The following is a 22,800-nucleotide window of genomic DNA, read 5'->3' on the forward strand; positions in this document are numbered from 1 at the left end:
CGGTGAGTGACATGACCAGACCTTTCGGCGCCCTGGCGCTGGGCTGCGCCCTGATCGATCCTTCCGCGGCGGCGGCCGGCCGGGCGCTGGATGGCGTGCGCTTCATGACGCCCGAAATGGCGCATGAGGCTGACGACGCGCAGGAGCGGGGCGAGGCGCTGCTCCGGCTCGACAATCTGCCCATGGCGCTGGAGATGTTCCGCCAGGCCCTGATCCGGTCGCCGGAGTCCATCGATGCGATGAACGGCATTGCCGTCGTCTATGACAGGCTCGGCAATTACGAGGCCGCGCGCACCTTTTATGAAACGGCGCTCGGCATCGATCCGGAATCGCCGATGCTGCTGAACAATTATGGCACCTCGCTCTACCTTCAGGGCGATCTGTCGGGGGCGAAGCGTTTTCTGTCGCTTGCCGCCGCTTCCGGGGACGCGGATGCCGAGGCCGCTGCCCGGCGCACCCTTGTGCGCATCCACGCCGGCATGCGCCCGCCCGCGCCGGCGCGCGCCGCCGCAGAGGCATTCGCTGCATCGCGCGCGGCGGGGAAGCAGGCTGGAGAAAAGGCGCCTTACATGCCCGTCATGGCCGCACAAGCCATGGAAGACGCTGCGGCGCCGGGCGCGCGGATCCTGCGCACCAGCACCCATGAAGTGCGGCTGGTGCTTGGCCCGCCGCCCGCCGCCGTGCCGGACAGCCTTGCCCGCGACCTTGGCGAAGCAGCCTTTGCCGTCGCCCCTGTCACCGACCTGTCCGAGCGGGAATCGCGCGCCCTGACACTGCGCGCCGCGCGCGAGGATGCCGCCGCGCGCGCCGAAGCCGAGGCAGCCGAAGCCCTCGCCCTTGAAGCTGCGGCCCATGCTTCCGCAGAAGCTTCTGCCAGGGCCTGGGCCGAAAGCATGAACCAGGCTGCCGGTCTCGATTCCATGCCCGCCGGCTTCGGCCCGGCGGACGGTCTGGCAGACGGGTTCAAGGGCTTTGCCCCGGCCTCCGGGCAGCCGGCGGCGCTGGCTGGCGCTGGTGAACTGCTGCACCTGGCCGGGCCCTCGGTGCGTGAGCGGCGGACGCGCCATGCCCGCCTTTCCGTGACGGGGCCTTCGCGGCCGTCGGTCGCGCTTTTGCCGTCCGGGGCCATCGTCCAGCGCGGGCCGGCCCGGGCACGCATGGCACAGCCCCTGCCGGCTGCCGAGCCGCTGTCGCCGCGCCGCAGCTTTGCTGCGCCCTTCGAGAGCGACATCGAGGAACTGAACCGGTTTGCGGCCCGGCTCCATGGCCATGCCGGTGCGGGCCTGTCGGAGCCGGCATGAGCCTGCGCGCCCTCGCCGGCATCCTCTTTCTCGCCCTGGCCCAGCCGCTGCTGGCCGGGGAAGCGGCGGCGCCGGTCGATGCAGGGCATGAAGCCGGGCACGAAGCCGCGCTGCGCCAGCTTGCCTTTGTCGACGCCGCCATCGCCGATGGCCGGCTGAAGGGCGCGCAGGATCTTCTCGCCCGTGCCCGCGCCCTGAATGACGGCCCGCACCACGCTCTTCGCGAAGCCGAAATCCTGCTCGCGTCCGGGGCGCATGCGGCGGCACTTCGCCTGTTCGCCATGCTCGAAAGCGAGCCGGACCTTGCCGCCCGCGCGCTGCTCGGCCGGGGCCTCGCCGAGTATCGGGCGGGCCGCGCTGCCGAAGCCGAGGCTGCGCTTGGCAGGGCAGTTGCCATCGATCCTTCGTTGATGCGCGGCTGGCTGGCGCTTGCCGCCCTTGCCGACCAGCGGCAGGACTGGGCCGCAGCCGAGGCACACCATGGGCGCGCGCTGGAACTGGACCCGCGCTCGGCAACGGCCCTCAACAACAGGGGCTGGTCGCGGCTGCTGCAGGGCCGCCACGCCGATGCCGAGGCCGACCTTGCGCAGGCCCTGTCCCTTGATGCCGGGCTGGCCGCGGCGCGCACCAACCTGCGCCTCGCGCGGGCGATGCAGGGCCGCTACGCCGAAGCGTTCGAGGGCACCGACCGCGCCGGGCTTGCCCGCGATCTGAACACGGTGGGCTTTGCCGCCATGACGCGTGGCGATCATGCGCTTGCGGAAAGCTATTTCGCGCGTGCCCTCGAACTCAACACGCGTTATGACCGCGCGGCGGCCGCGAACCTCGCCTATCTGCAAGAGATCAGGATGCGGCCGGCCAAGGGGGGGCTGACCGCGTCGCAATGATGATTGCCGAAATTCTGCTGTTTCTCGCGCTTGCCTGCCTGATCCTGGCCTGCATCACCGATGTCGTGCGCTTCGAGATCCCGGACTGGATTTCCATTGCCATCCTCGTCCTGGCCGTGGGCTATGGCCTGACCCAGCCCGATTTCGGCTGGTGGTCGCACCTTCTCGCCATTGTCGCGATGTTCGTGCTCGGCATGCTGCTGTTCGGCACCGGGGTGATGGGCGGCGGCGATGTGAAGCTGCTGGTGGCCTCTTCCGCCTGGACCGGGCTTTCGGGACTTCCGCCGATGCTGCTGGGCGTGGCGCTGGCGGGTGGGCTTCTCGCCTTCCTGCTGCTCGTCGTGCGGGAGGGGCTGCGGCAGGCGAATGTGCCAGAGGAACGCCTGCCCGGCATGTTCCGCGCCGGTGCGCCGCTTCCCTATGCGCTGGCGATCACGGCCGGCATGCTGTGGTGGGGCTGGCAGGCCTGGCCGCTCGCCTGAGGGGGCGCGCCCCGGCAGAGGCCGCCCAGGCACAAGCCGCCCAGGCACAAGCCACGCAGGCATTCCCGCTACTGGTTCACCCCTTTGCCCGGGCTTCAGTCCGCCGTGCGTGGCAGCGGCCGGCCGATGCCCTGGGCGATCAGCACATAGAGCTTGCCGATGTCGGAGGAGAGGAGGGTGAGGGCGAAGGCCTCGCCATCCGGGTCCTTCAGCACGCGGCGCAGCAGCAGTTCGAACTGGTCGAGGTAGCGGGCCGCTTCCTCCTGGAAGGCGTCGTCGTGGGTGTAGAGGCGGCTGATCTTGCGCGCCATGTCCTTGCCGGCAAGCCTGACCGTTGCACGGGCGAAGAGGTTGCGATCCCCGGCGAGGTAACGCGCCCAGGCGTCCTTTTCCACCTCCACGCCCAGCAGGCGCGCGACATCGACCGAAGCGGATTCGAGTGTCTCCACCAGCCGGATCGAGCGTGCGGCCAGCGTGTCGCGGGCGCGGATGTCCATGCGCGCATCCACCTCGTCGATGCGGGCTTCGGTTTCGGCCACCGTCCGCAATAGGCCGACTAGCTGCTGGCTCACGCGCTCCGATGCCAGGATGGCGGCTTCGCCTGCCTTTTCAGCGGCGGTTTCCAGCGTCGTCACATGGCTGCGCATCGGGCCGATGAAGACGGTTTCCGCCTTCGGCCCTGCAAGTTCCGAAAGCGCGGCTTCGGCATTGTCCACCACTTCGGCGATCAGGGCGCGGATCTCGTCTGCCTTGCCGTTCACGGCCTGGCGCACCTGCATCACCGTCTCCACCATGCGCGAGGCGGAGGCGATCGCCGTCTGCTCGGTCGTCTGGTGGATGTCGTTCAGCATGGAGCGTGCCGTGCCGAAGTGTTCGGACAGCGTATCGGCAAGCCCGGTCACGAGGGCATGCTCGCGGTCGAAGGCCTGCGCGCTTTCGCTCAGCAGGCTGGTCTGTTCCAGAACGCGGGTGCGCAGCTGGTCGAGCTGCTCAACCATGCCCCGGCTGCGGCTTGCCAGTGTGTCGACTGCTTCGGCAATGACCGGCAGGCGTGCGTCGGCGGCCTCGCCGAAATCCTGGATCAGCGGCCGCAGCCTTGCGACATGGGTTTCCAGCGCCTCGGTGGCGAGCCGCCGTGCTTCCACCCGTTCGCCCAGCCCGTCGAGGGCGGCTTCGGTGCGTCCGATGCGGCTGTCGGTGTCGGCAAGCGCGTCCATGCCTGCCTGCCGCATTTCTTCCAGCCGGGCCTCGATGGAGGCGATGGTTGCAGTCGTGCGCTGCTCCAGCGTTTCGCTGAGCGCAAGCTGCTGCTCGATCTCCCGGCTCAGCCCCGAAGAGACCTGCACCAGCCGGTCGAGCCTGGTCGCCAGCGCTGCGCTCGTATCGTCGGCGAACGCGCCAAGCGCCTGCCGGGCGGCGGCGAGGCGGCTGTCGGATTCCTGCGCCCGCTCGACAAGTTGCGCGCCCACGCTTTCGAATGCCTCGCGCGCCCGGTCGAGGACGCCAGTGACAGCGGCATCGAGCGCATAGGCCCGGTTGGCGATGGCCTTGGTCGTTTCCGTCGAGGTGGTGTCGATCTGGCCGAGAAGGCCCTGCATCGTCTCGATGCTGGCCTGCGCTTCGGCGCCAAGGCTTCTGCTGCGGCTGGCGATGCTGTCGATGCTGGTGTCGAGCGCCTGCATGTGGGCCAGCGCATCCTGGCCGGCCGTCTTCAGCAGCGTCTCGGCATCGCGCGCCCTGTCGGTCAGTCCGGGCAGGGTTTCCATCAGCTGGCTTGTGGCCTTGCCCATGTCTCCGGCGGCGAGCGCCATGGTGCCGGCTGCCACCTCCATCGCCCCGGCGCTGGCGACAAGGCCGTCGCCATCGGCCGCGGCCGAGCGTTGCAGATCGCCGACGCGGCTGGCGCATTGGTCGAGCAGCTGCTCGATCCGCACGAGCTGGGTTTCCAGCGCATCGGCGGCATAGCGGGCCTGGGCGATCCGTTCCTGTGCCTGCTCGATGTCCACACGGCGCGCGGCCATGGGTATATAGGCGAGCGCCAGCATCAGCAGCATGAGGGGCGCGAAGAGGGGGAGCGCCGCCTCGACGAGGGCGCTGGCCGGCATGACGGCGGCAAGTGCGGGCACCGAGCTGATCGCGGAAAGGATGAGCCAGAGGGCCGCAAGCCCCGCCATGATCCACAGGGGCCATTGGCGCTGTGCCTCGAGACCGAAGCCCGGCGCGCTCATGGGTATGTCCGTCCGTACACGCGATCAACTCCCCGAAGGCTGCTCCACACAGCATCTGGTGGGCAATCCTGCTTTTCTTGATACCATATGTGGTGTGATGCAAGCGCGATCCTGAGCTTCTCCACCGCTATTTCTATCGCGAGTGCCGAAGGCGACCGCAGGATGGGATAGCATCTGCCACAACCGCGTGCCGCATGGACACGATCAAGGATTCCCGATCATGACAGCTACTCTCGCTTCTCCCCTCAGCCTTGCCCGCGGGCCGGCGCTGGCCAACCGCATGATGCTGGCGCCGCTCACCAACATGCAGAGCAACGCCGACGGCACGCTTTCTGACGACGAGTTCCACTGGCTGGACATGCGCGCCAAGGGCGGCTTCGCCCTCACCATGACCTGTGCCGCCCATGTCCAGCGTTCCGGGCAGGGCTTTCCCGGCCAGCTCGGAATCTGGTCGGACGATCATCTGCCCGGTCTCACGCGCCTTGCTGACGCCATCCGGGCGCGGGGCAGCATTTCCTCCGTCCAGATCCAGCACAGCGGCTTCCGGGCGATGCCCGAGCTTTCGGGCGAGCCACGCGTTGCCCCCTTCGACGAGCCGGAAAGCGGCGCCCGCGCCCTGACCACCGCCGAAGTCGAGCAGCTGATCGAGGATTTCATCCTCGCCGGCCTGCGCGCCGAGCGGGCGGGCTTCGATGGTGTCGAGCTGCACGGCGCCCATGGCTATATGCTGTGCGAATTCCTCGATGCCGAGCGCAACCTGCGCGATGACCGCTATGGCGGCAGTTTCGAAAACCGCTGCCGCGTGCTGTTCGAGATCATCGATGGCCTGCGGGCGCGGGCGAAGCCGGATTTCCAGATCGGCGTGCGCCTTTCGCCCGAACGGTTCGGCTTCCCGCTGGCCGAAGCCCGGGCGCTGGCAGAGCGGGTGATGACCTGCGGCAAGGTCGATTATCTCGACATGAGCCTGTGGGACGTGTTCAAGGCGCCGAACGAGGAAGCCTATGCCGGAACCCGCCTCATCGACCAGTTCGTCGACCTGCCGCGTGGCGATTGCCGCCTTGGTGTCGCCGGCAAGCTCATGGACAGCGCAAGCGCCCAGGCCTGTCTCGATGCCGGGGTCGATTTCGTGCTGATCGGCCGGGGCGCCATCCTGCACCATGATTTCCCGAAGCGCGCCATCGCCGACCCGGGCTTCGAATCCATTGCGCGGCCGGTCACCCGTGCCCATCTGCAGGGCGAAGGCCTCGGCCCTGCCTTCATCGACTATATGGCAACCGCCTGGCAGGGCTTCGTCGAGGGGTGATGAGCGCGCTGATGACAGACCGTATCCTGCCCTTCGAGGGCATTCACAATTTCCGTGACTATGGCGGCTATCGCGCGGATGGCGGCACGCTGAGGCGCGGGCAGTTCTGGCGGTCGGCCCACCACAAGGTGGCGACCGATCCGGATCTTTCGGGCGTCACCGATCTCGGCCTTTCGGCGATCATCGACCTGCGCGGCGATGGCGAGCGCGCGGCCCACCCTTGCCGCCGCGCGCCGGGCTTTTCGGTGCCGGTGCTGTGGAACGAAGGCGAGACCGCCGGCCTTGCCCCGCACATCGAGGCGGCGGGCGGCGGCCTTTCATCGCCCGAGGACGTGCACCGGCGGATGCTCGAAACCTATGCCGACATGCCGTTCCGGCCGGCGTTGCTGGGGGCGATGCGCCTCTATTTCCGCGCCCTGGCCGATGCCGAGGCGGGCACCCTTGTCCATTGTGTCGCCGGCAAGGACCGGACGGGCCTGGCCGTTGCCCTGTTCCACACGCTGATGGGCGTGCATGACGACGACATCCTCGAGGATTATCTGCTCACCAACAGTGCCGGGCGGGTGGACGCGCGGATCGCGGAGGGCGCGCAGATGCTGCGCGCGGCCTATGGCGCGAAGATGACCGACGATGCCATCCGTGCGCTGATGTCGGTGCACCCCTCCTATCTGGAGCGCGCCTTCACCGAGATCATGGCGCGGCATGGCAGTCTTGAAGCCTATGCCCGCGACATGCTGGGCGTCGACGAGGCCATGGTGGAGCGCATCCGCGCCCGCGCCCTTTCCTGATCCTGCCTGCCCGTCATCCGGCCTCTCCCCGTCCAGTGCCGGGGGTGGGCCGGGGGCGGGCCGGTTTCAGGCCTCGTCCGGCCCGATGAAGGCCTTCAGTTCCGTCATGAAGCGGTCGAACTGGTCATGGTGCAGCCAGTGGCCGGCATCCGCGAAGGTGATGACGCGCGCGGTGTTGAAGTGGCGCAGGCGGCCATCCTGCTCCGGGTTCGAGGCCCAGCTCTTTTCGCCATACATCAGCAGGGCCGGGCAGGTGATGCGCGACCACAGCGCATGCACCTGTTCGGGCGGTGTTTCGTTCAGCCAGTTGACGTTCAGGTAATTGTCGAACTTCCAGCTGTAGCTTCCATCCTCGTTGCGGCTGGCGCCGTGGATGGTGAGGTGGCGGGCCTGTTCTTCGGTGAGGTAGGAATTTTCCTCCTTCATGCGGCGGTAGGCATCTTCCAGCGTGGCGTAGCGGCGCGGCGTGCGGGCGGCGGCCTTGCGCTTTTCCCCGATCCAGGTGCGGATGCGCTCGGCAAAATCGATCTTCGCCATCTCCTCCAGCATCTTCGGGCTGGGGCCGAGCCCTTCGATGGAAACGATGCGGCGCACCTTTTCCGGGAACAGGCCGGTGTAGCGCAGCGCGATGTTGCCGCCCATGGAATGGGCCACGATCGTTACCGGGGCCAGCTTCAGCTGCTCGATCAGGTTGGCGAGATCGTAGATGTAGCTGTTGACCTGATAATTGCCGTCGGGCGCCCAGGCGCTGTCGCCATGGCCGCGCCAGTCGGGCGCGATGACATGCCAGTCCTTCCTGAGTTCGCGCGCGGCCCAGTCCCAGTTGCGGCAATGGTCGCGCCCGCCATGCAGCATCAGAAGCGGCGGGGCGTCGGGGTTGCCCCAGTCGACATAATGGAGGCGAAGGCGCTGCGAGATGAAGCTGTGGGAGGTGGGGCCGCTGTCGATCATGCCCTGCCTTGAAGCGATTTCGGCCCGGCCTGTCCAGCCCCGGCGGTGGCGGCAGGGGGCTGCAGGCGGCAGGGCAGGGGCCGGCATGCGGTAAATAACAGTCGCCCCGGCCGCCTCCGGGTGGCACAGAGCCGGAGTCGGAGTCTTGCACGGCACGCATGCCGGGCAGGCCAGAGGGACAGCAACCAGAAGAGGAGATTGGCTTTGGAGATCAGCAAGGGCATGTCGGCCGTCGTCACCGGCGGGGCATCGGGTCTTGGCAAGGCGAGCGCCGAAGCGCTGGCGGCCGCCGGTTTCAAGGTGGCCATTTTCGACAAGAACGAGGAAGGCGGGCGCGCCGTGGCCGAAGCGATCGGCGGCACCTTCCATTCGGTTGACGTGACGGACGAGGCGAGCGTCGTTGCCGGCTTCGAGGCCGCGCGCGCGGCCAATGGCCAGGAACGCGTGCTGGTGCACTGCGCCCAGATTTCGCGCGGCGGCAAGACCCTCAGCTATGACAAGCAGACGGGCGGCTACAAGCGCTTCTCCACCGAAGACTATGCCTTTTCGGCGCAGGGTATTCTCGTCGCCAGCTATCGCCTGGCCTCGCTGGCAGCCGAAGGCATGGCGAAGCTGGAACCGCTGGAAGACGGCGAGCGTGGCGCCATCGTGCTTACGTCCTCGGCGGCGGCGCAGGATGGCCAGATCGGCCAGGTGGCCTATGGCTCGCTGAAGGCCGGCGTGAACGGCCTGGTGCTGCCCATGGCGCGCGACCTGATGGATGTCGGCATTCGCGTGAACTCGATCATGCCGGGCATTTTCGCCACGCCGCCGATGCTGGCCGTGCAGGACCGCGCGCCCGCCATCTTTGCAGGGCTGGAAGCCTCGGTGCCTTTCCCGAAGCGGCTGGGCAAGCCGAAGGAATTCGGTTCGCTCGTCGTCGAACTGGTGCGCAACAGCTACTTCAACGGCCAGGCGCTGCGTCTCGACGGCGCGATCCGGATGCCGCCGAAATGACGGACGGAGCGGCACCGGCCGGTGCGGCGACACGCGCGGCGGCAGCGCCGCGCGATCCCGCCGGGCCGGCGCCGCTTCGGCGGCCCGGGTCTCTGCGGCGCACCTCCACGCTCGATACCGGCTGGCCCGAAGGCCCCGGCAAGACCATGCGCATGCAGGGGCATTGCCGCGATGCGCTGACGCCTGTGGCCGGGGGCGCGCCCGTGACGGTGGCGGAAGAGGATGTGCAGCTCATGGTCTCGCCCCTGCGCGAGATCCTGGCCATTTCCTCGTCCGGCAACCATCCGTCCCTGCCGCGCTTCGTCGGCGCGCGGGGCGGCGGGCACAGCCGCGCCATCCTGGCCGAACTGCTGCGTGACGAGGGGGTCGAAAGCACGCCTTTGCACCTGCTGCTCGACGATTTTGCCGGCGCGAGCCTGGTGGCGGGCTGGGCCTGGTCCCGCTGGGTGGAAGACTGGCGCGACATCATGAAGGCGGCCGGCACGCAATCGACGGCGGGGCGCGGCGGCCAGATGGCGGGCGTGTGCACGGGCTTCGCGCCCGGTTCCGGCGCGCTGGCCGATGATGGCGGGCCGCGGCAGGATAGCCAGTCTTTCAGCCCTGTGCCGTCGTTGCAGAACCCCGACGATCCCGAAGGCTGGCATCCGCTGGCCGAACAGCAGGGTACGGGCATGCGCCGTGCCCGGCGGCTCGACATCTGGCTGGAGGATGGCGACATCCATATCGATGCCGGCTTCCAGGACAGCGCGACGGCGCCGGGTGGCGGCCGGGTCGCGATCCATGAATATCGGGTTAGGGCGCGCGCCGACAGCGAGGGCCGGCTGGCGGAGATCGAGGCCCGGCCCCATGTCCTTCCCTATGCGGAATGCCCGGGTGCGGTGCCCAATGTGCAGCGCCTCGTCGGCCGGTCGTTGCGCCACTTCCGCCTGTCCGTGCTCAGGGAGCTTCCGGGAACGGCCGGCTGCACGCATCTGAACGATGTGCTGCGCTCGCTGGCGGATGTGCCGGCGCTGGTTTCGCGCCACCTCGGCTGAAGCCGGGCGCGCCCGGCCATCTTCGAGGCGTCGACAACAGCAGCGGCCATGAAAAAGGCGCCCGCCGGATGGTCCGGCGGGCGCCCTTTCATTCCGCCCGCGCAAGCAGGCGTTGCGATCAGACGCGTTCGATGATGATCGCGGGCGCCATGCCGCCGGCGGCGCACATGGTGACAAGGCCGCGCTTCAGGTCGCGACGCTCCAGTTCGTCGAGAACGGTGCCGATCAGGATCGAGCCGGTGGCGCCGATCGGGTGGCCGAGCGCAATGGCGCCACCGTTCACGTTCACCTTCTCGCGGTCGAGCTTCAGGTCGCGCATGAACTTTTCGGCGACGACGGCGAAGGCTTCGTTGATTTCCCAAAGGTCGATGTCATCGACGGTCAGGCCGGCCTTGGCGAGCACCTTCTTCGCGGCCGGAACCGGGGCGTTCAGCATCAGCGTCGGGCAGTCGCCCATGTTCGCCATGGCGACAACGCGAGCGCGCGGCTTCAGGCCGTTCTTTTCGGCATAGGCCCTGGACGCAAGCAGGATCGCCGCAGCGCCATCGACAACACCCGAGGAGTTGCCGGCATGGTGCACATGCTCGATCGTCTTCAGCTGCGGGTACTTCTGCTGGATCAGCGAGGTGAAGGTGTTGCCATGCTCGTCGATCGGCATCTGCGCGAGCTTGGTGAACGCGGGGTTCAGCTGCGACAGGCCTTCCATGGTGGTTTCGGGGCGCGGATATTCCTCGCGGTCGAGCGCCAGCGTGCCATCGGCGCGATAGACCGGGATCACCGACTTGGCGAAGCGGCCTTCGGCGATCGCCTTGGCGGCGCGCTTCTGGCTTTCGAGGCCGAGCGCATCGAGGTCGGCGCGGCTGATGCCTTCGAGCGTGGCGATCGCGTCACCGCAGACGCCCTGGTGGGACTGCGGGTGCACCTTCTGCAGGCGCTCGTTGCCCGAGCCCATGCCCAGCGGGCGGATGCCGGCGGCGGCTTCTTCCTGCGCCATCGTCGCCGTCAGCGACATCATTTCGGTGCCGCCGGCAACGACGACATCTTCCATGCCCGACATGATCGAGGCAGCCGCCAGGTTCACGCTGGTGATGGCGCCGCCGCAGAAGCGATCGAGGGTCATGCCCGAGGAACGGACGTCATAGCCGGCGTCGAGCGCCGCCATGCGGCCGAGGTCGCCGCCCTGCTTGCCCTTCTGGGTGGAGGTGGACCAGATCACGTCGTCCACATGGGCGGTGTTCAGGTTGTTGCGCTCGGCAACGGCCTTGAGAACCGCGGCGGCGAGATGCTGGGGATGCATGTCGGCCAGCGAGCCCTTGCCCACCTTGCCGATGCCGCGCGGCGTGCGGACCGCGTCGATGATATAGGCTTCACCCATTATTCTATTCCTCTCCAGGCGAACTGTTTCCGGGTGCGGCCCGGAAAGGGGCCGCAGGTCTTGCAGAATCCTTTTGGCGGGCTTCGCGAGGCGCACCCTACTCCTGGCCGCGCCTGTGTCGACCCTGAAAATAGGTGAGTTGGGAAACCCGCACCCGCCCTGCCACAAGCTGTTGCAGGCGGAAGGGGCAAGGGGCGTTTTGGCCATTGACCTTGCCCGGACTGCCACGCAACATGCATTCACCTATCTAAATAGGTTATATAAGTCGAGCGGCATTCACACCCTTCGCAACAGAGAGGCAACCATGGCTTTCAACACGGCAATCACGCGCATGCTCGGCATCGAGCACCCCATAGTCCAGGGCGGCATGCAGTCCGTCGGCGTCGCGGAACTCGCGGCGGCGGTTTCCAATGCCGGGGGGCTCGGCATCCTCACGGCGCTCACCCAGCCTTCGCCCGCGGCGCTTGCCGCCGAGATCGAGCGCTGCCGCACGATGACGTCGAAGCCCTTCGGCGTGAACCTCACCGTCTTCCCGACGGTGAACGCGCCCGATTATGCCGGCTATGCGCAGGCCGCGCTCGATGCCGGGGTGCGCATCTTCGAGACGGCCGGCACCCCGGCCGTCGCCGCGGTCTGGGAGGTGCTTCGCAAGAAGGACGTGTTCATCCTGCACAAGTGCACGGCGGTCCGCCATGCCGTCTCGGCCGAGAAGAAGGGCGTGGACGTCATCTCGATCGACGGGTTCGAATGCGCCGGCCACCCGGGCGAGGATGACATCCCCGGCCTGATCCTCATTCCGGCCGCAGCCGACAAGGTGAAGATTCCGCTGCTCGCCTCGGGCGGGTTCGGCGACGGGCGCGGTCTTGTGGCGGCGCTTTCGCTCGGCGCCCAGGGCATCAACATGGGCACCCGCTTCTGCGCCACGCAGGAAGCGCCCATCCACCCGAATGTGAAGCAGAAATATGTCGAGAATGACGAGCGTGGCACCAATCTCATCTTCCGCAGCCTGAAGAACACCGCCCGTGTCGGCAAGAGCGCGGTATCCGACGAAGTGGTGAAGCGGCTGTCGAAGCCGGATGCGAAGTTCGAGGATGTGGCGGAGCTTGTCAGCGGCAAGGCCGGCAAGGTCCTGCTCGATACCGGCGACCTCGATACCGGCATCTTCTGGGCCGGCATGATCCAGGGCCTGATCCACGACATCCCGACGGTCCAGGACCTGATCGACCGCATCATCCGCGAGGCGGTTGAGATCGTGGACAGCCGGCTTCCGGGCTTCCGCGCCGGCTGACCCCTCACATTTCTTGCGCTTGACGGGCGCCGGGCCTTGCCGAAGGCTCGGCGCACCGAACAGCCAAGGGGAAGATGCATGAAGGCGATCCGGCTCCGCCAACCGGCGGGTCTCGACAATCTGAAGCATGAGGACATGGCCGAGCCCGGCGCACCGGGCCGGGGCGAGATCAAGGTCCGCATCCGTGCCTCATCGCTCAACTATCATGACTATATCGTCTGCGTGGGCGGAATCCCGACGCCCGATGGCCGTATTCCGCTTTCGGATGGCGCCGGCGAGGTGATGGCGGTGGGCGAGGGCGTCACCGCCTTCAAGCCGGGCGACCATGTGGTCTCGACCTTCTTTCCCAACTGGCTCGATGGCGAGCCGGTTCCGGGCGGCTTCGCCGGCGTGCCGGGCGACGGCGCCGACGGCTATGCCGTGGAGCAGGTGGTCGCGCCCGAAACCGCCTTCACCCATGTGCCCAGGGGCTACAGCCACCAGGAAGCCGCGACGCTCACCTGCGCCGGGCTGACGGCATGGCGCGCCCTCGTTCCCGAAGGGCAGCTGAAGGCCGGGGACACGGTGCTGGTGCAGGGCACGGGCGGCGTTTCCATCTTCGCGCTGCAGTTCGCCAAGGCCATGGGCGCAACGGTCATCGCCACCTCCTCGTCCGACGAGAAGCTGGAGCGGCTGAAGGCGATGGGGGCCGATCATCTTGTCAACTACAAGTCCACACCCAAATGGGGCGAGGAAGCGCTGAAGATCACCGGCGGCCGCGGGGTCGACCATGTGATCGAGATCGGCGGCTCGGGCACCCTGCCGGAATCGATCACCGCCGCGCGGATCGGCGGGCACATCTCGCTCATCGGCGTTCTGGCTGGCTTTGGCGGCCCGATTCCGACGGTGCAGATCATGGGCAAGCAGATCCGCCTGATCGGAATCACCGTCGGCACCCGCCGCCAGCAGGAAGACATGATCCGCGCCGTGGATGCGAACGGCATCCGCCCGGTCATCGATCGCGCCTTTCCGCTCGCCGACCTGGCGGCGGCCTTCCGCCACCAGGAATCGGGCGGCCATTTCGGCAAGATCGTCATCGACATCTGACGACCCGGCGGCCGGCCCGTGAGGGCCGGCCGCATGCCCGGCTTTTTTGGCGGCCCGCGCGGGCCGGCCGCATGTCCGGCTTTCTGGCGGCCCCGTCAGGCCGGGCGCAGATCCGCTTCGGCCGCGACATGGGGGCGGCCCTGCGCATCCTGCGTTTCCAGTACCAGCTTTTCGCCTTCGCGCCGGCCCGCCAGCACCAGCGGGTTGCCGGCAAAGGCGGGCGACTGGGCGCGGAAACGGAAGCGGGCGAGAGTGGCGGGCGCAGGTCCGGCCGCGCCCATGTCCTCTGCCAGCGCCAGAAGCAGGCTCGCCATCAGCGGCCCGTGGACGACGAGCCCGGCATAGCCTTCCTCGCCCGTGGCGTAGGGCAGGTCATAGTGGATGCGGTGGCTGTTGAAGGTGAGGGCGGAATAGCGGAACAGGAGCGGCGGCGTGGGCAGGATCGTGCGCTGCATGTCCCAGCTTTGCGCAGGCGGCGGCGGTGTGGCGGCCGGGCTGGCGCCGCCTGTATCGCGGCTGGCCTCCCGATAGACAATGGTCTGGGTTTCCCGCACGGCAAGCCTGTCGTCTGCAAGCGTGTCATGCGCCACGCGCACGAAGACGAGCCGTCCGGTGCGGCCGTGCTTTTCGTCCACGGATGCAATGGTCGAGACGCGGCCGATGCGGGCGCCCGGCATGATGGGCGCATGGAATTCGACATCGCTCGACGCCCACATGCGGCGGGGCAGCTCGATCGGCGGCAGGAAGCCGCCGCGCGCCGGGTGGCCATCCACGCCGAGGCCGGCCGTGGGCGCATCCGGCAGGCACAGGCACCAGTGGATTCCGGCCGGCGCCGCGCCGCCGCTGGCCGGCGGAAGATCGAGTGCTGCGCGATAGCGGGTGACGAGGCCGTGCGTCAGCAGGTCCTGTTCTTCGTTCCTGCGCCCCACCCAGGCCTGGATATCGGTGGATTCGGTCATCGGGCGGGGCTCCTCTGGATGCGTCGGGGGTGTTTTCATGCGAAAGCGGCGATGCCCCGGCGAGCAGGCCGCCGCAGCAACGCCCGTCTGCCCGTGCGGACCTCCCGAAATCAAGCGTCTCCCGGCACTGGCGGTGATGCCAGCCTTGCGAAGCGTCACCCCGTGCGGCAAGGACTGCCACGAAAACGGGATCAGGAGGACTCTGCATGACCAGTGTTGGCACCTACACCACCGAAGACGGCATCGGGATCGTCGAAATCAATTCGCCCCCGGTGAATGCGCTGGGCGTCAATGTCCGCCGCGCACTGAACGAGGGCTTCAGCAAGTTCGCCCAGGACGACAGCGTCAAGGCGATCGTGCTGATCTGCGGCGGCCGCACCTTCTTCGCCGGCGCCGACATCTCGGAATTCGGCAAGGCCCCGGAAGGCCCGGGCCTGCACGAAGTGTTCGACATCATCGAAAATGGCTCCAAGCCGGTTGTCGCCGCCATCCATGGCACGGCGCTTGGCGGCGGCTATGAACTGGCGCTCATCTGCCACTATCGCATCGCCGTTCCCTCGGCGAAGGTCGGCCTGCCGGAAGTGAATCTCGGCCTGCTGCCGGGCGCTGGCGGCACCCAGCGCCTGCCGCGCATCGTCGGCGCCGAAGCCGCGCTCGACCTGATGACGACCGGCCGCCCCGTGCCTGCCAAGAAGGCCGTGGAACTGGGCATGGTCGACGCGCTCGCCGAAGAAGGCAAGCTGCGCGAGGATGCCATCGCCTTCGCCCGCCGCATCCTTGCCGAAGGCAGGCCGCTGCTGCGCGTGCGCGACCGTGACGACAAGGTGGCCGAAGCCCGCGGCAAGCCCGAGATCTTCGCTGCCTTCCGCAAGGCCAATGCCCGCGCCTTCCGTGGCTTCAAGGCCCCGGAAAACATCATCAAGGCCATCGAGGCCGCCGTCGAACTGCCGTTCGACAAGGGCATGGAGCGCGAGCGCGAGCTGTTCGGCGAACTTGTCACCTCCACCGAATCCGCAGCCCAGCGCTATGTCTTCTTCGCCGAGCGCGAAGCCGCCAAGATCCCCGACGTGCCGAAGGACACGCCCATCCTGCCCGTGAAGAAGGTTGGTGTGATCGGCGCCGGCACCATGGGTGGCGGCATCACCATGAACTTCCTCAACGCCGGCATCCCCGTGACGCTGGTGGAAGCCAGGCAGGAAGCGCTCGATCGCGGTCTTTCCGTGATTCGCCGCAACTATGAGAATACGGCCAGGAAGGGCCGCATGACCATGGAGCAGGTCGAGCAGCGCATGGCGCTGATCACCCCCAGCCTCAAGCTGGAAGACCTGGCCGATGTCGACCTCGTGATCGAGGCCGTGTTCGAATCCATGCCGATCAAGAAGGAAGTGTTCGGCAAGCTCGACACGATCGTGAAGCAGGGTGCGATCCTCGCCACCAACACCAGCTTCCTCGACATCGACGAGATCGCCGCATCGACTTCGCGCCCTGAATGGGTGGTCGGCATGCACTTCTTCTCGCCGGCCAATGTCATGCGCCTGCTGGAAGTGGTGCGCGGCGCAAAGACCCGCACCGATGTCATCGCCACGGCGATGGAACTGGGCCGGAAGATCGGCAAGGTCTCGGTGCTGGCGCGCGTGTGCGACGGCTTCATCGCCAACCGCCTGATGAAGCCGCGTGGCGTTGCCTCGCAGATCCTCGTGCTGCAGGGGCCGACCCCGCAGGAAATCGACCAGGCGAGCTACAACTATGGTTTTGCCATGGGCCCGTTCGCCATGAGCGACCTTGTCGGCCTCGATGTCATCGGCCGCGACTCCACCGAGCGCACCCTGACGGGCGATCTCGTCAAGCTCGGACGCCTCGGCCAGAAGCAGGGCGGCGGCTTCTACGACTATGACGAGAACCGCAAGGCGACCCCGTCGCCGGTGGCGGCGCAGGTCATTGCCGATTTTGCCGCGCACAAGGGCATCAACAGCCATGGTTCGCTGCCCGAGGACGAGATCGTTGCCCGCCTGCTCTATCCGGTGGTGAACGAGGGTGCGAAGATCCTCGAGGAGGGCATCGCCATCCGCGCGTCCGACATCGATATGGCGGCGATCCTCGGCTACAACTGGCCGGTCTATACCGGTGGCCCGATGTTCTGGGCCGATACCGTCGGCCTGAAGAAGATCGTCGAGGGCCTGAAGGCGATGGGCCATGAACCGGCGAAGCTGCTGGTCAAGCTGGCCGAGGAAGGCAAGACCTTCACGCGCGGCTGACAGCCGGCGGCACGCTGAAACGAAAGGGGCCGCGGACTGGTGAAGTCCGCGGCCCTTTTTTTTGGGTTTCTTCCCCGGGTCTTTTTTCCGGGCCTTGGGGGGGCTGCTTCAGCCCTGCGCCGTCAGCGCCTCGCGCTTGATGGCCTTGGCCAGCGACCATTTGTGCACTTCGGTCGGGCCGTCATAGATGCGGAAGGCGCGGACTTCGCGATAGACCTGCTCGACGATGGTGTCGCCCGTCACTCCGGCGCCGCCCATCACCTGCACGCAGCGGTCGGCGATGCGCATCAGCGCTTCCGACACGGCGACCTTGGCGATCGAGCTTTCCTTGGTGCCCAGTGCGCCGGTGTCGAGGACGCTGGCGCACCAGTCGATCATCAGCTCGGCCTGCTTCAGGTCGATCCGGTTCTCGGCCAGCATGAAGCCGACGCCTTCATGATCGATCAGCAGCTTGCCGAAGGCCTTGCGCTTCACCGCATAGGCCGTGGCGATTTCCTGCGCCCGGACACAGGCGCCATACCAGCGCATGCAGTGCGAAAGCCGCGCCGGGGACAGGCGGATCTGGGCGTAGCGGAAGCCCTCGCCGGCCTCGCCCAGCATCTGGTCCGCCGGAACGCGCAGATTGTCGATGGTGATGACCGCATGGCCGCCGGGCATGGAGCTGTCGATGGTTTCGAGCACCCGGTCGATGCGGATGGCGGGGTTGGGCAGGTCCACCAGGAACATGCAGGCCCCTTCCTCTGCCTTCGCCATCACGATTCCGACCTTTGCGCCCTCGGCGCCGGTGATGAAGGCCTTGCGGCCATTGATCACCCAGTGGTTTCCATCGAGATGGCAGGTCGTCTGCATCATCGAGGGGTCCGAGCCGGCGCCATTCTCCTCGGCTGGCTCGGTCATGAAGAAGGCCGATCGGGCGCGGCCTTCCACCATCGGCTTCAGGAAGCGTTCCTTCAGTTCGGGGCTTCCAACCTTGCCCAGCAGGTACATGTTGCCCTCGTCCGGCGCCATGGTGTTGACTGCGACAGGCCCGAGCGGCGACAGGCCCGACCGCTGGAGGACCACGGCTGTCTGCCGTTGCGTCAGGTGGCGGCCATCCGGGCGGATGTGGGGTGTGAGCACGCCGGCGGCGCGCGCCTTTTCGCGCAGCTCCATCACCAGCTCTTCCGTGGGGCCATGGGCGCCGCAGCGCGGGTCGCGCTCGTAAGGGGCCACCACATCGCGCACGAAGCGCTCCACCGCATCGGCGAGCGCCGTGACCTCGGCCTCCGTCAGCTGTTCCGCATGGCTCGACATGTCCTGTCCTTCCTTTTTTCCCTGGCAACGTTCGTCCGGGGAAGGCACTAGCCCCGATCGACATGCCATGACACTGATCAAAGGGTCGGAGGGAGATGCCGGGATGCCGCTGAAGGATGAACACTTCCGTCTGTCACGCGGGGGCTATGGCCAGCTGATCGCCCTGCGCCCGGTCTATGCCGACATGGACGGCTTCCGCCATGTGAACAATGGCGCCATCGGCCGCTATTTCGAGGAAGGCCGCGCCGACATGAACATGCGCATCTTCGGCGAGGCCTCGCTTGTCGATCCGCCCGGCGGGCTGCAGCTGCTGTTCGCCAGCGTCACCACCGACTTTCTGGCCCAGGTGCGCTACCCCGGCATGGTCGAGGTGGGCACGGCGGTCGAGCGCATCGGCCGGTCATCCTGGCAGCTGGCGCAGGCTGTGTTCCAGGACGGGCGTTGCGCCGCCCTTGCAACCGCCACCATGGTGAAGGCGATCGATGGCGTTTCCGCCCCGCTGAGCGATGCCGAACGGGAAGCGCTGCAGGCGCGGATGATCGGGAGGGACTGAGATGGAGCTGAAGCGCCTCGGGAATAGCGGGCTTCGGGTATCGCGCCTGTGCCTTGGGTGCATGAGCTTCGGCGTGCCGGACAGGGGTCCGCACAGCTGGTCGCTCGACGAGGAGGCGAGCCGCCCTCTCATCCGCCGGGCGGTCGAGGCCGGGATCACCTTCTTCGATACCGCCAACGCCTATCAGGGCGGCACGTCGGAAGAGATCATCGGCCGCGCGCTGAAGGATTTTGCCCGGCGCGACGAGATCGTGGTGGCCACCAAATGCTTCATGCCCTGGGGGCGCGGGCCGAACCAGGGCGGGCTTTCGCGCAAGGCGATCTTCCAGGCGATCGACGACAGCCTGCGCCGCCTTGGCATGGATCATGTCGATCTCTTCCAGATCCACCGCTGGGATCCGCACACCCCCATCGAGGAGACGATGGAGGCCCTGCACGACGTGGTGAAGGCCGGGAAGGCACGCTACATCGGGGCATCCTCGATGTATGCATGGCAGTTCGCCAAGGCGCAGGCGGTTGCCGAGCGCCATGGCTGGACCCGCTTCATCTCCATGCAGAACCATCTGAACCTCCTCTACCGCGAGGAGGAGCGCGAGATGCTGCCCCTGTGCCGCGACCAGGGGGTGGGCGTGATCCCCTGGAGCCCGCTGGCGCGGGGCCGGCTGGCGCGGCCATGGGGCGTGGAGACATGGCGCACCGGGCGCGACATCTTCGGCGGCACGCTTTACACCCGCATGGAAGAGAATGACCGCGCCATCGTCGCCGACGTGGAGCGTATGGCTGCCGAGCGCGGAATCCCCATGGCGCAGCTGGCGCTGGCCTGGGTGCTGGCCGTGCCGGGCGTGACGGCGCCCATCATCGGCGTGACGCGGGATGCCCATCTGGATGACGCCATCGCCGCCCTTTCGGTCAGGCTGACGCACGAGGATATCGCCCGGCTGGAGGCCGCCTATCTGCCGCACCCTGTCGCCGGGCACGGCTGAAGCCCGCTTTCAGGCCTGGCCTCGCTTCAGGGTTGGCCTCGCTTCAGGGCTGGAAATGCAGGCGGGCGCGGGTTCCGCCCGGCGATGGCGCGTAGCTGAGGGTGGATTTCAGCCCCCGCGCCATGGCCTCCAGCACCCGGCTGCCAAGCCCCGTGCCCCTGGGCGGGCCATCTCCCAGGCCGATGCCGTCATCCTCCACCAGCAGTGCCACGCCATCGGCGTCCCGCACGAGGCGGATACGGATCTCGCCCGGTTCCCGGCCGGCATAGGCATATTTCACGGCGTTGGTGACCAGTTCCGACACCACGACGCCAAGCGCGATGGCCTTGTCCGTCGGCACGCGGACCGGTTCGGCCTCGAGCCGCAGGCGCGGGTGGGCGCCGCCTTCCTCCATCGCCGCCGAAAGCTCCTCCACAAGGCCGGAAAGATAGCTGTCGAGGGACACGATGGTCACGTCGTCGGAGGTGTAGAGGCGGCGGTGGACCTGGGCGATGGCGGTGACGCGGCGCTGGAAGTCGCGCATGGCGTCGCGGCCGGGGCCGTCGGGCAGGGCGGACGCCTGCATGTGCGCCAGCGAGGACACCAGCGCCAGGCTGTTGGCGACGCGGTGGTTCACTTCTTTCAGCAGCATTTCGGCGCGGTCGCGCTGGGCCGCGACCTCAGCCTGCGCCGCGCGCTTTTCCTGGCGGATGCGCGCTGCCTCATGCGCCTGCCGCAGGGTTTCGGCGAGCAGGTCGAAGAAGCTTTCGCCGGCATCCTTCAGCACATAATCGGCGGCCCCCGCCTTCAGCGCTGCAACCGCCACCCGCCCTTCATCCGAGCCGGTGACATAGACCACAGGCGGCGCGCCGGGCCGTTCGCGGATGGCCGCGAGGGTCGATTCTCCCGAGCGGCCGGGCATGAAATGATCAAGCGCGATCACGTCGAAGCCGCCCTCGTCCAGCCGGGCAAGGCCTTCGTCGCCGCCGGGGGCATGCACGGTTTCGAACCCCTTGCGTCCCAGCGCCCGGCTGACGAGCCGGGCAAAGCCGTAATCATCGTCGATGTAGAGAAGCCGAAGCGGAACGCCATCCGCCACGGCGGTCATTCCCCAGCCTCGGGCACCTGAATCACGGACAGGAAGAGGCCGAGCTGGCGGATGGCGGTGGCGAACTGCTCATAATCCACCGGCTTGGTGATGTAGACATTGGCGCCAAGGTCGTAGCAGCGGCGGATCTCGCGCTCGTCATCGGTGGTTGTCAGGATGATGACGGGAATGCGCTTCAGCCCTTCTGCGGCCTTCATCCGCTCGAGGATGGTGATGCCGCTCATGTCGGGCAGGTTGAGATCGAGGAGGACGAGGGTGGGGCGGTGCGCGCGCGCCAGCCCTTCGTTCAGGATATCGAGGGCTGTGGCGCCATCGGCAGCGTGGATGATTTCGTTGCAGACGCCGGCACGGCGGATGTTGCGTTCGATCAGGCGGGCGTGGCCCGCATCATCCTCCACCATCAGGATCGTGACCTGGCGCGGTTCGGTGCGGTTGGGCATGCGGATCTATCCTTGCTGATCGAGATGGCGCGACAGTCGCCTTGGCAGGCTGACGGTGAAGCGGCTGCCCTGGCCGGGCGTGCTGTCGAGGGTGATGGCGCCGCCAAGCCGGCGGCAAAGCGCCCGCACATGGGCAAGGCCGATGCCTTCGCCCGGCCGGTCCTGCGGGCCGGCGCGGCGGAACAGGTCGAACACGCGCTCCATGTCCTCGCGGGCGATGCCGCGGCCATTATCCGCGACATGGATGCGGACCAGCGCCGGCTTTTCCTCGGCCGAGACGCTTATCCGGCCCGGCACGCCGGGGCGCAGATATTTCACCGCATTGTCGAGAAGGTTTCCGAACAGCTGCTCGAGCGCGAGGCGGTCGCTCTCGATCACTGGCAGCGGCCCGAGGCTGATGGTGGCGCCGGCCTGTTCCAGCTGGGCCTTCAGCCCCGCCGACAGGCCCGTCAGCAGCGCCGAAAGATCGACCTCTTCGGGTGAAAGCGGCCGCCGGCCCTGCCGCGACAGCTGGAGGATGGCTTTGATCAGCCGGTCCATTCGGGTGGTGGCGGCGCGGATGAAGCCGATGGCCTCGGGCATGTCCACCTTCACCGCGTCCCGCTCGGCGCGTTCCACCCTGTCAGGCCCCTCGGCCTCCAGCCTGTCGACAAGCCCGGCCATCGCCTGCTGCGACTCTTCAAGCTCGGCGGTGAAGCCCATCAGGTTCACCAGCGGGCTCCTGAGATCGTGGCTGACGATATAGGCGAAGCGCTGGATTTCCTCGTTCGCCTCGGCAAGATCGGCGGTGCGTTCGGCAACGCGCCTTTCCAGCCCTGCATTGAGCGCGCGGACTTCGGCGTTGGCGGCTTCCAGCTCGCGGGCGCGGGCGCGCAGCTTGAAGACTGACGTGCCGACGAGGAGAATTGCAAGCGCCAGGCCGACAATCGTCATCAGCAGGAGCCAGCGGCCGCTTTCCAGCGCCCTGTCGCGCCGGGCATCGAGGGCGTTGCGTTCCGTCAATAGCAGGCCATCGAGCTTCAGGCGGATGGCATCCACCTGCAGGCGGGCAAGAAAGATGCGTTCGGCCGCCTGCCGGATGTCACCCGCAAGGACCAGTTCGTCGACGATTTCCAGCTCGCGGACGCGCGCTTCTGTCTGGCGGCGCAGGTCCGCCACCTGACGGGCCTTGTCAGGGTTTCCTCCAGCCAGCGCCTCGAGCTTCTGCAAATCCGGGCCGATATGGCGGATGGCATCATGATAGCGTTGGCGGAAGACGTCCCGGCCGGTGACCATGAAGGCGCGCTGCGCTGATCCGGCTTCGGTGACGTGCAGGTTCAGCTCGGCGCCGGCAGCCAGAAGATCGAGGGAGCGGACGAGGTCTGCATTGTGCCGGCCATTCATCAGCACCAGCCGGGCGCTCATGGCGCCGACCAGGATGACGAGGACGAGGCCGAAAAGCAGCGGCAGCCAGTCCTTCACCTTGCCGGTCGGCAGGGGGCGAAATGCGCGGAAGGCCTGCATCAGGGATAA

At 67.7% G+C, this 22,800-nt stretch carries 20 protein-coding genes; 12 read left to right on the plus strand and 8 right to left on the minus strand.

Annotation, left to right across the window (positions count from 1 at the left end; all coding sequences use genetic code 11):
* The first annotated feature begins 11 nt into the window (after positions 1-11).
* The 3 genes from ACUJ46_RS01030 to ACUJ46_RS01040 are packed head-to-tail and all read left to right on the plus strand — an operon-like array spanning position 12 to position 2,670.
* Positions 12-1,301 (plus strand): tetratricopeptide repeat protein, encoded by a 1,290-nt coding sequence (locus ACUJ46_RS01030; protein WP_445388600.1) that lies wholly within the window; start codon positions 12-14, stop codon positions 1,299-1,301.
* Positions 1,298-2,188, plus strand: a complete 891-nt coding sequence (locus ACUJ46_RS01035) for a tetratricopeptide repeat protein (protein WP_445388601.1) — start codon at positions 1,298-1,300, stop codon at positions 2,186-2,188. The genes ACUJ46_RS01030 and ACUJ46_RS01035 overlap by 4 nt, the downstream gene beginning before the upstream one ends.
* Entirely contained in the window at positions 2,185-2,670 is a 486-nt protein-coding gene (locus tag ACUJ46_RS01040; RefSeq protein WP_445388602.1) for an A24 family peptidase, read from the plus strand. Before ACUJ46_RS01035 ends, ACUJ46_RS01040 begins: the two co-directional genes overlap by 4 nt.
* A 95-nt stretch (positions 2,671-2,765) precedes the next feature.
* Here ACUJ46_RS01040 and ACUJ46_RS01045 read toward each other — a convergent pair whose 3' ends face one another.
* Positions 2,766-4,898: a hypothetical protein gene (locus tag ACUJ46_RS01045; protein ID WP_445388603.1), complete on the minus strand. Its 2,133-nt coding sequence runs from the start codon at positions 4,896-4,898 to the stop codon at positions 2,766-2,768.
* A 220-nt stretch (positions 4,899-5,118) separates the two neighbouring features.
* Here ACUJ46_RS01045 and ACUJ46_RS01050 point away from each other — a divergent pair, with 220 nt between their 5' ends.
* Both ACUJ46_RS01050 and ACUJ46_RS01055 read left to right on the plus strand, forming a co-directional pair.
* Positions 5,119-6,201 carry an NADH:flavin oxidoreductase gene (locus ACUJ46_RS01050; protein ID WP_445388604.1) on the plus strand — a complete coding sequence of 361 codons (1,083 nt, stop codon included), beginning with the start codon at positions 5,119-5,121 and terminating at the stop codon, positions 6,199-6,201.
* A gap of 11 nt (positions 6,202-6,212) precedes the next feature.
* Complete coding sequence (locus tag ACUJ46_RS01055; RefSeq protein WP_445388605.1) at positions 6,213-6,989, plus strand: tyrosine-protein phosphatase; 777 nt, start codon at positions 6,213-6,215, stop codon at positions 6,987-6,989.
* Between the two features lie 66 nt (positions 6,990-7,055).
* On the opposite strand, the gene ACUJ46_RS01060 is transcribed toward ACUJ46_RS01055, so the two are convergent.
* Positions 7,056-7,940, minus strand: coding sequence for an alpha/beta fold hydrolase (locus ACUJ46_RS01060; RefSeq protein ID WP_445388606.1), 885 nt, complete (start codon positions 7,938-7,940; stop codon positions 7,056-7,058).
* Positions 7,941-8,144: 204 nt separating this feature from the next.
* Here ACUJ46_RS01060 and ACUJ46_RS01065 point away from each other — a divergent pair, with 204 nt between their 5' ends.
* Positions 8,145-8,936, plus strand: a complete 792-nt coding sequence (locus ACUJ46_RS01065) for an SDR family oxidoreductase (RefSeq protein WP_445388607.1) — start codon at positions 8,145-8,147, stop codon at positions 8,934-8,936.
* A complete protein-coding gene (locus ACUJ46_RS01070) occupies positions 8,933-9,970 on the plus strand; it encodes a DUF2889 domain-containing protein (protein WP_445388608.1) in 1,038 nt (345 codons plus the stop codon). Before ACUJ46_RS01065 ends, ACUJ46_RS01070 begins: the two co-directional genes overlap by 4 nt.
* A gap of 118 nt (positions 9,971-10,088) precedes the next feature.
* Here the strand turns inward: ACUJ46_RS01070 and ACUJ46_RS01075 are convergent, their stop codons facing one another.
* Complete coding sequence (locus ACUJ46_RS01075; RefSeq protein WP_445388609.1) at positions 10,089-11,345, minus strand: acetyl-CoA C-acetyltransferase; 1,257 nt, start codon at positions 11,343-11,345, stop codon at positions 10,089-10,091.
* 304 nt (positions 11,346-11,649) lie between these two features.
* On the opposite strand from ACUJ46_RS01075, the gene ACUJ46_RS01080 reads away from it, so the two are divergent.
* Positions 11,650-12,633, plus strand: a complete 984-nt coding sequence (locus ACUJ46_RS01080; RefSeq protein ID WP_445388610.1) for an NAD(P)H-dependent flavin oxidoreductase — start codon at positions 11,650-11,652, stop codon at positions 12,631-12,633.
* Positions 12,634-12,711: 78 nt separating this feature from the next.
* Entirely contained in the window at positions 12,712-13,719 is a 1,008-nt protein-coding gene (locus tag ACUJ46_RS01085) for a zinc-dependent alcohol dehydrogenase family protein (protein WP_445388611.1), read from the plus strand.
* A gap of 95 nt (positions 13,720-13,814) precedes the next feature.
* Here ACUJ46_RS01085 and ACUJ46_RS01090 read toward each other — a convergent pair whose 3' ends face one another.
* Positions 13,815-14,678 carry an FAS1-like dehydratase domain-containing protein gene (locus ACUJ46_RS01090; protein WP_445388612.1) on the minus strand — a complete coding sequence of 288 codons (864 nt, stop codon included), beginning with the start codon at positions 14,676-14,678 and terminating at the stop codon, positions 13,815-13,817.
* Positions 14,679-14,884: 206 nt separating this feature from the next.
* Here ACUJ46_RS01090 and ACUJ46_RS01095 point away from each other — a divergent pair, with 206 nt between their 5' ends.
* Positions 14,885-16,933, plus strand: coding sequence for a 3-hydroxyacyl-CoA dehydrogenase NAD-binding domain-containing protein (locus ACUJ46_RS01095; RefSeq protein WP_445388613.1), 2,049 nt, complete (start codon positions 14,885-14,887; stop codon positions 16,931-16,933).
* A gap of 108 nt (positions 16,934-17,041) precedes the next feature.
* Here the strand turns inward: ACUJ46_RS01095 and ACUJ46_RS01100 are convergent, their stop codons facing one another.
* Positions 17,042-18,226 (minus strand): acyl-CoA dehydrogenase family protein, encoded by a 1,185-nt coding sequence (locus tag ACUJ46_RS01100; protein ID WP_445388614.1) that lies wholly within the window; start codon positions 18,224-18,226, stop codon positions 17,042-17,044.
* 103 nt (positions 18,227-18,329) lie between these two features.
* On the opposite strand from ACUJ46_RS01100, the gene ACUJ46_RS01105 reads away from it, so the two are divergent.
* Both ACUJ46_RS01105 and ACUJ46_RS01110 read left to right on the plus strand, forming a co-directional pair.
* Positions 18,330-18,779, plus strand: coding sequence for an acyl-CoA thioesterase (locus ACUJ46_RS01105; RefSeq protein WP_445388615.1), 450 nt, complete (start codon positions 18,330-18,332; stop codon positions 18,777-18,779).
* 1 nt (position 18,780) lies between these two features.
* Positions 18,781-19,761 carry an aldo/keto reductase gene (locus ACUJ46_RS01110; protein WP_445388616.1) on the plus strand — a complete coding sequence of 327 codons (981 nt, stop codon included), beginning with the start codon at positions 18,781-18,783 and terminating at the stop codon, positions 19,759-19,761.
* 43 nt (positions 19,762-19,804) lie between these two features.
* On the opposite strand, the gene ACUJ46_RS01115 is transcribed toward ACUJ46_RS01110, so the two are convergent.
* Genes ACUJ46_RS01115 through ACUJ46_RS01125 form a run of 3 tightly spaced genes read right to left on the minus strand, consistent with a single transcriptional unit; the run spans position 19,805 to position 22,791 of the window.
* On the minus strand, positions 19,805-20,848 hold the full coding sequence (locus tag ACUJ46_RS01115) for a histidine kinase dimerization/phosphoacceptor domain -containing protein (protein WP_445388617.1): 1,044 nt from the start codon (positions 20,846-20,848) through the stop codon (positions 19,805-19,807).
* Positions 20,845-21,288 (minus strand): response regulator, encoded by a 444-nt coding sequence (locus ACUJ46_RS01120; protein ID WP_445388618.1) that lies wholly within the window; start codon positions 21,286-21,288, stop codon positions 20,845-20,847. Before ACUJ46_RS01120 ends, ACUJ46_RS01115 begins: the two co-directional genes overlap by 4 nt.
* A gap of 6 nt (positions 21,289-21,294) precedes the next feature.
* A complete protein-coding gene (locus ACUJ46_RS01125; RefSeq protein ID WP_445388619.1) occupies positions 21,295-22,791 on the minus strand; it encodes a sensor histidine kinase in 1,497 nt (498 codons plus the stop codon).
* Positions 22,792-22,800: the final 9 nt, after the last annotated feature.

This window comes from Sandaracinobacteroides sp. A072 (assembly GCF_052616365.1).